Source organism: Mycolicibacterium rhodesiae (assembly GCF_002086695.1).
GTDB lineage: Bacteria > Actinomycetota > Actinomycetes > Mycobacteriales > Mycobacteriaceae > Mycobacterium > Mycobacterium rhodesiae.
The window spans coordinates 344929-357353 of record NZ_MVIH01000003.1 but is presented as its reverse complement, the minus strand read 5'-3'; the positions used below and the strand labels follow the sequence as shown (position 1 = coordinate 357353).

The 12425-nt window shown below is 66.6% G+C and carries 14 protein-coding genes; 3 read left to right on the top strand and 11 right to left on the bottom strand.

Features of this window, described 5'->3' with window-relative positions:
- Nucleotides 1–39: 39 nt before the first annotated feature.
- Nucleotides 40–1293 carry an IS30 family transposase gene (locus BST42_RS09010; RefSeq protein ID WP_083118225.1) on the bottom strand — a complete coding sequence of 418 codons (1254 nt, stop codon included), beginning with the start codon at nucleotides 1291–1293 and terminating at the stop codon, nucleotides 40–42.
- Between the two features lie 156 nt (nucleotides 1294–1449).
- On the opposite strand from BST42_RS09010, the gene BST42_RS09005 reads away from it, so the two are divergent.
- Entirely contained in the window at nucleotides 1450–2070 is a 621-nt protein-coding gene (locus BST42_RS09005) for a TIGR03085 family metal-binding protein (RefSeq protein ID WP_083118389.1), read from the top strand.
- 1 nt (nucleotide 2071) lies between these two features.
- Here the strand turns inward: BST42_RS09005 and BST42_RS09000 are convergent, their stop codons facing one another.
- The 7 genes from BST42_RS09000 to BST42_RS29575 all read right to left on the bottom strand — a co-directional run bounded on the left by BST42_RS09000 (nucleotide 2072) and on the right by BST42_RS29575 (nucleotide 8199).
- Nucleotides 2072–3199, bottom strand: coding sequence for an NAD(P)H-dependent flavin oxidoreductase (locus BST42_RS09000; protein ID WP_083118224.1), 1128 nt, complete (start codon nucleotides 3197–3199; stop codon nucleotides 2072–2074).
- 73 nt (nucleotides 3200–3272) lie between these two features.
- Nucleotides 3273–3806, bottom strand: a complete 534-nt coding sequence (gene ahpD / locus BST42_RS08995) for an alkyl hydroperoxide reductase AhpD (protein ID WP_083118223.1) — start codon at nucleotides 3804–3806, stop codon at nucleotides 3273–3275.
- Nucleotides 3807–3808: 2 nt separating this feature from the next.
- Nucleotides 3809–4396, bottom strand: coding sequence for a peroxiredoxin (locus tag BST42_RS08990; protein ID WP_083118388.1), 588 nt, complete (start codon nucleotides 4394–4396; stop codon nucleotides 3809–3811).
- 174 nt (nucleotides 4397–4570) lie between these two features.
- Nucleotides 4571–5602: an NAD-dependent epimerase/dehydratase family protein gene (locus BST42_RS08985; RefSeq protein ID WP_083118222.1), complete on the bottom strand. Its 1032-nt coding sequence runs from the start codon at nucleotides 5600–5602 to the stop codon at nucleotides 4571–4573.
- Nucleotides 5599–6375 carry an S-methyl-5'-thioadenosine phosphorylase gene (locus BST42_RS08980; protein ID WP_083118221.1) on the bottom strand — a complete coding sequence of 259 codons (777 nt, stop codon included), beginning with the start codon at nucleotides 6373–6375 and terminating at the stop codon, nucleotides 5599–5601. Before BST42_RS08980 ends, BST42_RS08985 begins: the two co-directional genes overlap by 4 nt.
- A gap of 34 nt (nucleotides 6376–6409) precedes the next feature.
- Nucleotides 6410–6847, bottom strand: coding sequence for a MarR family winged helix-turn-helix transcriptional regulator (locus tag BST42_RS08975; RefSeq protein ID WP_237159322.1), 438 nt, complete (start codon nucleotides 6845–6847; stop codon nucleotides 6410–6412).
- A 182-nt stretch (nucleotides 6848–7029) separates the two neighbouring features.
- The gene (locus tag BST42_RS29575; protein WP_083118220.1) at nucleotides 7030–8199 is read right to left on the bottom strand and encodes a hypothetical protein; all 1170 of its coding nucleotides are present in this window, start codon (nucleotides 8197–8199) and stop codon (nucleotides 7030–7032) included.
- Between the two features lie 588 nt (nucleotides 8200–8787).
- On the opposite strand from BST42_RS29575, the gene BST42_RS08965 reads away from it, so the two are divergent.
- Nucleotides 8788–9657, top strand: coding sequence for a 1,4-dihydroxy-2-naphthoate polyprenyltransferase (locus BST42_RS08965; RefSeq protein WP_083118219.1), 870 nt, complete (start codon nucleotides 8788–8790; stop codon nucleotides 9655–9657).
- On the opposite strand, the gene BST42_RS08960 is transcribed toward BST42_RS08965, so the two are convergent.
- The gene (locus BST42_RS08960; protein ID WP_083118218.1) at nucleotides 9654–9977 is read right to left on the bottom strand and encodes a DUF4229 domain-containing protein; all 324 of its coding nucleotides are present in this window, start codon (nucleotides 9975–9977) and stop codon (nucleotides 9654–9656) included. The genes BST42_RS08965 and BST42_RS08960 overlap by 4 nt on opposite strands.
- A gap of 47 nt (nucleotides 9978–10024) precedes the next feature.
- Here BST42_RS08960 and BST42_RS28990 point away from each other — a divergent pair, with 47 nt between their 5' ends.
- Complete coding sequence (locus BST42_RS28990; protein WP_096309908.1) at nucleotides 10025–10186, top strand: hypothetical protein; 162 nt, start codon at nucleotides 10025–10027, stop codon at nucleotides 10184–10186.
- Nucleotides 10187–10192: 6 nt separating this feature from the next.
- On the opposite strand, the gene BST42_RS08955 is transcribed toward BST42_RS28990, so the two are convergent.
- Both BST42_RS08955 and ccsB read right to left on the bottom strand, forming a co-directional pair.
- On the bottom strand, nucleotides 10193–11371 hold the full coding sequence (locus tag BST42_RS08955; protein ID WP_165760815.1) for a MinD/ParA family ATP-binding protein: 1179 nt from the start codon (nucleotides 11369–11371) through the stop codon (nucleotides 10193–10195).
- 76 nt (nucleotides 11372–11447) lie between these two features.
- Nucleotides 11448–12425 (bottom strand): c-type cytochrome biogenesis protein CcsB, encoded by a 978-nt coding sequence (gene ccsB, locus BST42_RS08950; protein ID WP_083118216.1) that lies wholly within the window; start codon nucleotides 12423–12425, stop codon nucleotides 11448–11450.

Genomic DNA, 12425 nt, shown 5'->3' with positions numbered 1-12425 from the left:
TCGACCGTGCGAGTTATTGGTGATGACGAGACGGCGTATTCAAGGTGCTAGTGCAACAGCGGGTGGATCGGACGGTTTGGACAGTAGTTCGTCGAGGGCTCGGGCGGGTGTTTTCCAGCCGAGGGTTTTGCGTGGCCGGTTGTTGAGTTTGGCGGCGACGTAGTCGAGATAGTCCTCGGGAAACACCGATAGATCGGTTCCCTTGGGGAACCATTGGCGCAGAAGGCCATTGGTGTTCTCATTCGTGCCGCGTTGCCACGGAGAGTGCGGGTCGCAGAAGTAGATGTCCAGATCGAGAGCTTCAGCAATTTTGGCGTGATTGGCCATCTCTGAGCCCTGATCCCACGTCAGGGTTTGGCGCAGCAGCGCCGGCAACTGCGACATCTTGGCCACGATCGCGTTCTGCACCGCTTCAGCGCTGTGATTCTCGGGCAGGTGCAGCAGCAGCGCGTAGCGGGTCGAGCGCTCCACCACGGTGCCGATCGCCGATCCTGACTCCGTGCTGCCCAAGATCAGATCCCCCTCCCAATGCCCAGGTAGCGCGCGGTCGAGGACTTCGGCGGGACGCTTGCTGATATTGACCATGCCGGGGATGCGTCCGCGGCGTTCCCCCGGGCGGCGCCGCGGATGACGCAACGCCCGGCCGGTGCGCAGGCACAGGTGCAGTTCGCGACGCAAATTCCCCTTACCCTGCACATATATCGACTGGTAGATCGTCTCGTGAGACACGCGCATCTCCAGGTCGTCGGGAAACTGAGCCACCAACTGTTGGGCAATCTGCTCGGGGCTGAGAAAATCCTTCAACCAAGTTTGCACCTGATCGTGCAGGCGGGCGTTGGCGGCCAGCTTGCGTGGGTGCCGACGTCGGGCGTTACGTTGCGCGCGGCCCTGAGCGGCACTGGCGAAATAGTGCGGCCGCCGCAACGGCCCGCCCCGCCAGGGTGCGCCGAACCGGAACTGCGGACGGTACTTATTGCGGCCATCGGAACTGTTGCGTCTGATTTCGCGGCTGATCGTCGAGGCTAACCGACCCAACCGCTCGGCGATAGAGCGGACCGGCTCCTGGGCGGCAACTCCCAGCGCGATCTGTTCCCGCTCAAGGAAACTCAGCCGTGTGTATCGCCGGGCCACACCGGAAACAATCTTCGGCTTCACCCCACCAGCGTTACCGAACCACTGCCTACCGGTCGTCGGTGGCACGCCGGCAGCTACCGCAGCCTCATCAACCGAGCAGCCCAAGCGGACATGAGCCCAGAACAAACGGACCGTCGAAGGCGGATGACCAGGACGCATCAAACAACTCCTCAGCTAGGAGCTGTTGCACTAGACCCTTGAACCCAAGGACATTCTTCGACGACAAACCGCACGCTCGACGCTCGCGGGGGTGGGCCACCTGTGCTGCGATGGGTAGCGTAAGACGTCGACAGTCGCCGACCGATGGAGATCGAGATGTCCGTAGCCCAACGTGAACGTGCCGCCCTCGTCGCCGCCCTGCGCGACGTCGGACCAGACGCGCCGACCTTGTGCGAGGGCTGGACGGCTCGAGATCTCGCCGCGCACTTGATGGTTCGCGAGTATCGCGTCGATGCCGCGCCCGGCATCCTCATTCCGCTGTTCGCCGGGCACACCGCCAAGGTGCAGGATGCGGTGGCCGGCCAGACGCAGTGGGACGACCTCGTCGACAAGGTGGCCGCAGGTCCGCCGCTCTATTCACCGCTCAAGCTGGTCGATTCGGTGGCCAATGTCGCCGAGATGTTCATCCACCACGAGGACATTCGGCGAGCCCAGCCGGACTGGCAGCCGCGGGTGCTCGACGCGGATTTGGCCGACAGGTTGCGGCGCACTCTGGGAATGATGGCTCGGTTGACGTTGGCCAAGATGCCGGCCCGGGTGCAGCTGCGCACCCCGGACGGCAAGACCGTGCTGACCGCGGGCCACGGTCCGGCCGTGACGGTGACCGGTGCTCCCGAGGAGCTGCTGCTGTTCGCGACCGGACGGCCGGCCCACGTCGACTTCGACGGCGACCCGTCGGACGTCCAAGCAGTGAAGGCAGCGCCCAAGGGGCTCTAGATCAGTCGTCCAGTGACCTGCTGAGCCGCTCGGCGGCCGCCAGGTAATCCTCGATGAACTCCAGAACCACCTCGCGGGCCGGCTTGACCTTGTTCATCAGTCCGACGCCCTGGCCGACGAAATAGGTCGCCAACGCCTGAGCACCCGGATGGCCGCCCTCGGCAAGCTTGTCGATCCGGCGCAACACCGGCTCGGCGATCATGTTCTGCAGAGGCAGCGGCAGCGGTTGGCGACCGCCCTCATGCGGTGCCCATGCATCGGTCCAATCCGAAACCAGTTGGCGCGACGGCTTTCCCGTGCGGCCGGCCGACCGGACTGTGTCCCGCGACGTCGCGGCCAGGAACTTCTGCACCGTGTACGGGGCCGTCTCGGCCTCCTCGGTGGTCAGCCACACCGAACCCGTCCAGGCGCCGGCGGCACCAAGCGCGACGGACGCGGCCATCTGGCGGCCCGTCACGATCCCGCCGGCGGCAAGGACAGGTACCGGCTTGCCGATCGCCTCGATCGCCTCGATGACTTCCGGGATGAGCACCAGGGTGGTCACCTCACCGCAGTGGCCGCCGGCCTCGGTGCCCTGCGCGACGATCAGGTCCACGCCGGCGTTGACCTGTTTGATGGCGTGCTCCTTGGCGCCGACGAGTGCCGCGACCGGGATGCCGGTCTGCTTACCGGCTTCGATCATGTAGTCCGGCGGGACGCCAAGTGCGTTGGCCATCAACTTGATCGGATGACTCAGCGAGACCTCGAGCAGGCTCGCGCCGGTGTCCCCGCTCAGCGACGACGCGGCCATCCGCGGCTGATCGCTGACGTCGATGTCATGGGCGGCGAGCAGGTCGTTGATGAAGCCGCGGAAATCTTCGGGGATGCGCTCGGCGAGCTGACCGAACGACAGGTTCTCGCCCTTGCCCTCGAACTTGGCGGGCACGATGATGTCCACGCCGTACGGCTTGCCCTTCACCTGCTCGTCGATCCAGGTGAGCTCCTGGTCGAGCTGATCGGGCGTGTAGGCGGTGCCGCCGAGCACGCCGAAGCCGCCCGCGTTGGTCACCGCGGCTACGACGTCGCGGCAGTGGCTGAAGGCGAACAGGGGGAAGTCGATGCCGAACTGGTCGCAGATCTCAGTCTTCACGCCGCCCAGTATGCGCTCGACCCCCTTCCCGACCAACTACCGGGTTGGGAAGGGGGTCGAGTGCATATTCTGATCAGGCGGGGGCGAGCGCCTGCGTCGTGAGCAGGGCTTGGGCCACCCCGGAGACGATCGACGCGACCCGGATGGCCTCGAAGATCGCCGTCCGGGACACCTCGGCCTTACGTAGCTCGTCCTCGTGTGCGGTCAGGCATTGCGCACACCCGTTGATCGCCGACACGGCCAGCGACCACAGCTCGAAGTCCGCCTTGGCCACGCCCGGGTTGGCGATGATGTTCATCCGCAGACCGGCCCGCAGGTCGTCGTACCGACCCTCGAGCTGATACTTGGTGCGGTAGAAGACGTTGGTCATCCCCATGATCGCGGCAGCGCCCAACGCGGCGTGATACGCCTCCTCGGACAGTACATCCAGGGCGTCCTCGGAAACCTCGCGCAGCAGCCGCTCGGACTTGGTCGCCGCGGCGGTCGCCACCAGCGTGCCCCACAGCTGCTGTTCGGTCAGCTCGGTCGAGCGGACGATGCTGCCCAGGTTGAGCTTCAGATCCTTGGCGTACTCCGGCAGCGCCTCTTTGACGGCGTCGATGCCCATACTCAGACCGCCTCGGCCAGCAGCTCGCCGGCGTCGATGGTCGGGTCGCCCTTCTTCCAGTTGCAGGCGCACAGCTCGTCGGACTGCAGCGCGTCGAGGACCCGCAGCACCTCGTCGACGTTGCGCCCGACCGAACCCGCGGTCACCGAGACGAACTGAATCTCGTTGTTCGGGTCGACGATGAACGTGGCGCGGTCGGCCACGCCGTCGGCGTTCAGCACGCCGGTCGCCAGGGCGAGCTCGCGCTTGAGATCGGACACCATCGGGAACGGCAACTTCTTGAGGTCCTCATGCTGCGCGCGCCACTGGAAGTGGACGAACTCGTTGTCCACCGATACCCCGATCACCTGGGCATCGCGGTCCTCGAACTCGTCGTTCAGCTTGCCGAACGCGGCGATCTCGGTGGGGCAGACGAACGTGAAGTCCTTGGGCCAGAAGAAGATAATGCGCCACTTGCCCGGGCTGTCCGAGCTCGTCACCTGAATGAAGTAATCGTCGGGCTGCTGGGCGTTGACCTTCGACAGGTCACCCCCGACAACCGCTTTGAGGTCGTAGGCCGGGAACTGATCCCCGATTGTCAACAGAGCCATGATCGTCACCACTCCTTGAATAGCTAAATTGGAACCAATCCAGATTCTGCCATCATGGTGCGGTTTAGTCAGGCTTCCACGCGCCGAAGGTGACGATTGTCACCAGTTCCGGGGACCGCGGTCACCGGCCATGAAATACCTTCGGAGCGAAGGGATTTAAAGCTGTGGCGCGGGTCACGCCCGCAAGGGCGCAAAGGCGAAGTCCCGCAGTCCCTGGTCCGGGTCGACCTGGGCCCGAAAGCCCAGCGACTCCGCCGCCCGGGCGGGATCGGCGACGATGTGGCGGACGTCGCCGCTGCGGTACTGCCCGGTGACCAACGGCGCCGGGCCACCGCGAGCCTCGCAGATCCGGGTCGCGACCGTCATGATCGAGACGGGCCGCCCCGAGCACACGTTGGCAGGCAGAAACCCGCCGACCTCCGAGCGCACGGCCGCGACGTTGGCTGCTGCGACGTCGTCGACGTGCACGAAATCTCGCATCTGGCCGCCATCTTCGAAAACCCTTGGCGGATCGCCCTTCTCGAGCGACGACCGGAAGATCGCAGCCACTCCCGAGTACGGGGTGTCACGCGGCATGCCGGGGCCGTACACGTTGTGATAGCGCAGCGCGACCACCGAGCCACCGGTCGACTCGGCCCAGGCAAGCGCGTAATGCTCCTGGGCGGCCTTGCTGGCGGCGTAGAGGCTGCGCGGGCGCAGCGGAGCGTCCTCACCCACCAGCTGCCACGCCAGTTCCTCACCACCGACCGGACAACGATGCTCGAACACACCGGCATCGAGATCGGCACGGGTGCGTGGCAATGGTTCGACGGCGCCGTGCTCCGGGCAGCGGTAGCCACCCTGGCCGTACACCACCATCGACGACGCCAACACCAACCGCTGCACGCCTGCGGCGAACATCTGCGCCAGCAGAACCGCGGTCCCATAGTCGTTGTGACTTCCGTAGGACGGCGCGTCGGCGGCGTTGACACCGGCCCCCACCACAGCAGCCTGGTGGCACACGACGTCGACCCCGGACAGCAAGGGCGCCAAAGCATCCGCATCCCGCACGTCGACCCGGTGCGTGTCGTCGGGCAGTTCGGCACCGGGACCGTGGGCGGCGTCGAGCATGACGTCAGCGGCGACCACCTCGTGCCCGTCGGCAAGCAGCGCAGCGCGCACCCGGCTGCCGATGAACCCGGCCGCGCCGGTGAGCAGGATTCTCATGGCAGGTCGAACGGCAGCTCGACACCTTCGTGCGCGAGGCAGTGCTCGCACACGCGGTCAGACGCCACCTGGTCGATGGCTTCCAGCACCAGCTGCTTGAACGGTCCCATGTTCTTCTCGAACTCCGCGAAGACGTCGACCGCGCGAACACCCGCGCCGACGTCCACACCGGCATCCAGGTCGGTCACCAAAGCAATTGCCGCATAACACATTTCCAGTTCGCGGGCGAGCACCGCCTCGGGATACCCGGTCATGTTGATCAGGCTGAAGCCCTCGCGCGCGAACCACTGGCTCTCGGCGCGCGTGGAGAACCGCGGCCCCTGCACCACGACCATGGTGCCGCCGTCGACCACACCGGGCAGCCCGGTGACCGCAGAGCGCAGCGTCGGGCAGTACGGATCGGCGAAGCCGACATGGATACCGCCGGAATCGAAGTAGGTGTCCAGCCGGCCCCGGGTCCGGTCGACCAACTGATCGGGAACGACGACGGCGCCGGGACCGAGCTCGGGAGTGAGGCTGCCGACCGCGCACGGCCCGAACACCCGCCGCACGCCGAGCGCACGCAACGCCCACATGTTGGCCCGGTACGGCACCTTGTGCGGGGAGAACTCATGGCTCAGGCCGTGGCGGGGCAAGAAGGCCACCTCGTGCTGGCCAACCCGCCCGACCGTGATCGGCGCACTCGGCTCACCGTAGGGCGTATCCAGGTTGACGCTGCGCGCGTCAGACCCGAAGAAGGTGTAGAAGCCGCTGCCGCCGATTACTCCGAGCATCCGACCATTGTGCAGGCAGTTCCGATCTCGCCGATCACTGGCTGTCGGACGTCTCCCCGGTTGAATCGGCCGCCTTCAACCGGGCGCTGATCCGCCGGCAACCGTCGCCGAGTGCGATCATCTGGTTCCTGCTCAGCTCATCGAGGAAATTCGCGCGCACCACGCGGGCGTAGGTCTCCAACGACGCCGCGATCAGCCGGAGCCCGTCGCGGGTGATCGTCGCCAGCACTCGGCGGCCGTCATCGCTGCTCGCCTCCCGTTCGACCAGCCGGCGCCGCTGGAGGCGTTGAATCTGCTGGGTCAACGCACTCGGGGTGACCATCAGCATCTCGGCCAGAACACCCATCGGGCTGGGGCCATGACTCTTCAGATGGGTCAGCAATTGGACGTCGGCGAGACTCAACTGGTGGTGATGCAGCAGGGCTCGATTGACCAGCCCGTGCAATGCGATGGCGACCGACTCGAACTGCACCCACGCATGGGCCTCGACGTCGTCGAAGCCCAGTCTGTGGCGGCGTTGTTGAACCGATCGACCCCCTCCGTCACCCGGTCGACGTGTCGACACAGATCCTCCGCGTGCCTGGAACGACACGGCGAGTCCCCCGCGTCGCCGCGGGGGCTGCCGTTTACCTCGTCAGTACTGCTGAAGTTGGACTAGTCGGCCCCGCCGGCGCCGTGCCGGGCGGAGTGGCCCTTGCCGGAAGCTCCCGCACTCGAGCTCTTGCCGCCCGCGGTCGCGGACCCGGCCGGCTTCGACGACCCCTTCGCAGCGCGGGCACTCGAGACACCGGACTTGCCGGGGGTGACCTTGTTCCCGTCCTTCACGGTCGTCGAAGCACCGCTGTCCGCAGCCGGTGCGGCGGCGTCGGCTGCCTCGGAGGTCTGCGACGCCAGGTCGGACCCGCTTTCGACCGCTGCTGGCTGCTCCGCTGCGACGGCCTTGGCACTCGCTGCGGCCGGTTTGAGCGCCGCGGCCGGGGCAGCCGGGGCGCCCAGCGCCGTGGCGATCGCCTTCGGGATCGAGACCAGCAGCGTGTACGCGATACCCGCGTTGTTGCCGTTCTCGTCCGGCGGTGACAACAGGCCCGGATACAGGCTGCCGTCCGTGGACTCGTACCCGTTGACGACGGCGCCGATGAACTTCGGCAGTGCATTGACCGCGGCGTTCAGCGCGGCAACGGTCTGCCCCGCCGCCAGCGCGTCGAGCACGGCCTGACCACTGTCGCCGAGGGATTGGATCGAACCCTCGATCGGGCCGAGAACGCCGATCAGAGCCGGCAATACCGTCGTGAGTCCGGTGACCGTCTTGACCACGGCGGCGAAGTTGTCGGCCATCTTGCCGGGGATGTCGAGGACCGGGAACAGCGGAAGACCGATCGTCAGGATGGCGGTGCCCAGGGCGTTGTTGATCGTGGCGGCGGCGCCGGAGAGGTTGCCATCGGCGATCTGCTGGAACGCGGTGGTGAGCGACTGCGGCACCGTCGTGGTCAAGTAGTCATAGGTGGCCGTGGCGACTCCGCCGAGTGCCGTGCCGGTGGTCTGGGCGTAGCCGAACCAGTTGGTGCCGAGTTGGCGCAGCGCGGGCGCCGGGTCGGCCAGCCAGTCCTGTCCGATCGTCGCCACGTTGCTCACTGCGGCGGTAACGAGGTCAACCCACGGGGTGACGGGATCGAACGTCGCGGTGAGCTGCACGCTGGAGAACGCCGACGGAATGTGGATGTTCGACAGCGGGGAGGCGACCGGTTGCATCGGAGCGAACGCGATAGCACCGGCTCCCACCAGCGCCACCCCGGATGCGATGGACGACCGCACAGCAATGCGCATTATTACTCCTGTCGAGGGGTCTGGAATGGACTTGGCAAAAGTTACCCGAGGGGAAATAGCGGGTTGGCGGTATTTCGCGCAGAACTTACCGGTCAGTCAGTTCAACGGCACTGCTCGCAATCACAGCGCCTACGAGAGTCGCAGGTGAACGCGATGCGCGTGCCAACCAGCAAACTCCCTTGACGCGTGAATTATTTAAGCGTGCAACCAGTCGTGTGTGCCCACCGGCCGCCGTCCAGCCGCGCCGGCAATCAGCCTTCTCGAGATCCCGCGACCACTACGGTCTTCTCTTCAGCAGCAGCGGTTTGCCGACGTGCTAGTTTGGCCCGACTCGGCCAGCCTCGAGATCGATCTTCTCGCCGCCGTCAGCTACCTCCGAGACGGACCCGTCGGCAAATCCTCGCACTTTAGTTTGATGTGCTTATCGTCGGCATACGCCGGAAACGCCACGCGTCAGCGAAGCGGAACCGGCGTCGGCAGGCAGCTATCGCCGATAAGCGGAACGCTCACCCGACCAGCAAATATCTGCGCCCAGGAGCCGCACGACACCTGAGCAACCGGGCTGACCTGCGTGCGACGATTGCGAGCATGGCGAGCATCGCGCAGTGGGTCGAAGGGGCCAGACCCAGGACGCTGCCCAACGCGGTGGCGCCGGTAATCGCGGGCACCGGTGCGGCGGCATGGCTGGACGGGTTCGTGTGGTGGAAGGCGCTGCTGGCACTTGCCGTTTCACTCGCGCTGATCGTCGGGGTCAACTTCGCCAACGACTACTCCGACGGGATCCGCGGCACCGACGACGACCGTGCCGGGCCATTGCGCCTGGTCGGCTCGAAGCTGGCATCGCCGCGCGCGGTGCTGGCCGCCGCGGTCGTCAGCCTCGGTGTCGGTGCGCTCGCCGGGCTGGCGCTGGCCGTCGTCAGTGCGCCCTGGCTGATCGCAGTGGGCGTCGTCTGCATCGCGGGAGCCTGGCTGTACACCGGCGGCTCCCGGCCCTACGGCTATGCCGGATTCGGCGAGGTCGCGGTGTTCGTGTTCTTCGGCCTTGTCGCCGTGCTCGGCACGCAGTACACCCAGGCGTTGCGGGTCGATTGGGTGGGCCTGGCGCTCGCTGTGGCGACCGGTGCGCTGTCATCAGCGGTGCTGGTGGCCAACAACCTGCGCGACATCCCGACCGACCGCGTGGCGGGCAAGGTCACCCTGGCGGTCCGGCTGGGCGATGGCCGCACCCGGATCCTCTACCAGTCCATGCTCGCCGTCGCCGGCGTGCTGACCCTGGCCCTCATGCTGGCCACGCCGTGGTGCGCGGCCGGTCTGGTCGCCGCGCCGCTGGCCCTGCGTGCCGCCGGCCCGGTACGCCGCGGCCTCGGTGGCCGCGAACTCATCCCGGTGCTGCGCGATACCGGCCTGACCATGCTGGTCTGGTCGAGCGCGGTGGCGCTGGCACTGGCGTTCGGCTAGTCGGTCGACTCTTTGCCGCGCAGCCGGGCCTGCAGTTGCTCGCGGTCACGGCGACGACGCTCATCGACCGCGGCGATGCTGGCGGTGGCGCGCTTGCGCAGCGGTGCCAACAGCCAGATCCCCAGCGGAAGCGCAAGCACGATCGCGAACAACAACGCCACGATGAGCGGGAACTCGGTGATCCCGATCAGCTTGCCGAGGTAGTAGATCGCAGCCGTCAGAGCGACCACCAAGGCGATCCGCGCAGCGGTGTATACGAGGACGTCGAGCGCCAAGCGACCGCCCGCGCCCGGGGTCTTGTTGTCCGAATTGTCCGACACCGCGCCGAGCCTACCGACGCGCGTATATTCGGACAAAGGAGGTTTTCGTGCTGTACCTGCTGTTAGTTCTCATCATCGCCGCCGCGGTCTACGTCGGCTGGCGCGCGGTTCGCGCCCAGGCGCACCGGCCGAAGACCAGGGTTGTCGGCCCCGACGACGATCCCGACTTCCTGTGGCGACTCAGCCACGGCGACAACAATCCTCGCTAACCGCCGCTAGCCGAACCGTTCGTTCGCCTCGACGGCGGGAAAGCCGTCGGCCACTACAGCAGCGAGTTGAACCAGAGCCTCACGGGTTTTCGGCTTCAACCGGTCGAGGTCGATTTCGGCGCCCTCTTCCAGATGCGGGTCGAACGGCACCACGCACACCGCGCGGCACCGCCGCGAGAAATGGTCCACCACCTTCTGCATGTCGACCTTGCCCGACCGCGGCCGGACGGCGTTGATCACGCACACCGACCGGCGCACCAGATCCTGATGGCCGTGGGCGTCGAGCCAATCCAGCGTCGCTGACGCGCTGCGCGCGCCGTCCACCGAACCCGAACTCACCACGACCAAACTGTCGGCCTGCGAGAGCACCGACGACATCGCCGAATGCAGCAGCCCGGTGCCGCAGTCGGTGAGTACCAGGCTGTAGAACCGCTCGAGCACGGCGAGCGCCTTGTCGTAATCCGTTGCGCTGAACGCCTCGGACACCGCGGGATCGCTCTCCGACGCCAGGACTTCCAGCCGGCTCGGGCCCTGCGAGGTGTAACTGCGGACATCGCTGTAGCGCTCGATCTTCTCGGCGTCGCGCAGCAGATGACGCACGGTGGCCGGAGTTTCCAGCGGCACCTTCTGGCTCAGCGTTCCGCGGTCGGGATTGGCGTCGACCGCGATCACCCGGTCGCCGCGAATGGTGGCGAACGTCCCGCCCAGGGTGGCGGTGATCGTCGTCTTGCCGACCCCGCCCTTCAGCGACAGCAGCGCGATCTTGTAGCAGCCCGGCAGCGGACGGTTCACCTGTGCGACGAGGTTGGTATGGAGCGCAGCCCGCCGGCCCTCGCCGACATTGATCAGCTTCCCCGACGCCAGGTACAGCCAGCGGCGCCAGCCACCGGACGGCGGCGGCTTCACCTGCCGCAGCAGCGCGCTCGTCGACAGATCCGGATACGGCGTCGGCGGCACCGTAGGGCGATAGGACGGCACCGGATGCTCAGCGACGTACTGGTTGAACACCGGCGCGGCCGCGGTCAGCGACTCCATCGGGATGCCGATCGGCGGCGTGGAGGCCAGCCAGTCCGGTTCGGCTTCCGGTGCGGCGGTCGCCGGATCGGTGAACCGCTGTTCGGCGCGGAATACCGTTGTCGCATCGGTTAATTCATGGCCCTGGCGGGACCCATGAGGAGTGGACACGTGCACTTCCCCCTGACATATCGTTTCGGGTCGAGTGGTGGTTCGTGGGTCCTTTGAACCCTAGCGCACGCTCGTGTCAGCCCACTCCGGCGTAGGAATGCAGCCCGACCGTCACCAGGTTGATGAAGAACAGGTTGAAGACCATCGCGACGAAGCCAATGACGTTGATCCACGCGGCTTTTTTGTCGCGCCATCCCGCCGTCGAGCGGGCGTGTAGGTATGCGGCGTAGACCACCCAGGCGATGAACGACACCGTCTCCTTGGGGTCCCAGCCCCAGTACCGGCCCCATGCCTCCTCGGCCCAGATGGCACCGAAGATGACGCCGAAGCCGAAGATCGGGAACGCGAAAATCGTGGTGCGGTAAGCAATTCGGTCGAGGGTCTGGGCGTCGGGCAGCCGCTGGACGATCTGCGCCAGCCGGCCTTCCCGGTCCGGAGCCGACAGCGGCGACATTTTCAGCAGGAACAAGATGCTTGCCACACCGGCGACCAGGAAGACACCCGAGCCGAGGCTGACGACCGAGACGTGAATGGGCAGCCAGTATGACTGCAGTGCCGGCATCACCGGTGCCGCGTTGGTGTAGAGCCAGCGGCCCGAGACGGTGAGAAGAATGAGCACAGGAACGAGTACGAAAACCCACAGCGCGCGGTACTGCGGTTTGCGCAGCACGATCGACGCCGCGATCAGACCGCAGAAGCAGGTCAGGTTGATGAACTCGTACATGTTGCCCCACGGCACGCGGGCGGTGGCCAGCCCGCGCAGCACGATGCAGACGAACAGCAAGGCGATGCCGAGGTACACCAGCGACAGGCCGGCGGTGCCGATGCGTTCGTCGGCGGAGCGTTTCGGGGTGTCGACGACTACGCCGGGGCGGTCGCTGTCGGCGGAGACGGCCCCGGCCGACACCAGCTCGCGGGCCTCGACCTTGCGGCCGCGGCTGTAGGCGAGTTCGACGGCCAGCAGCAGCAGCGCCAGGACGAGGACGACGACCGACGAGGTGAACGCCCAGTCGGAGTAGCGGGCCAGCCCGATGTCGATGTGCTCGGTATTCAT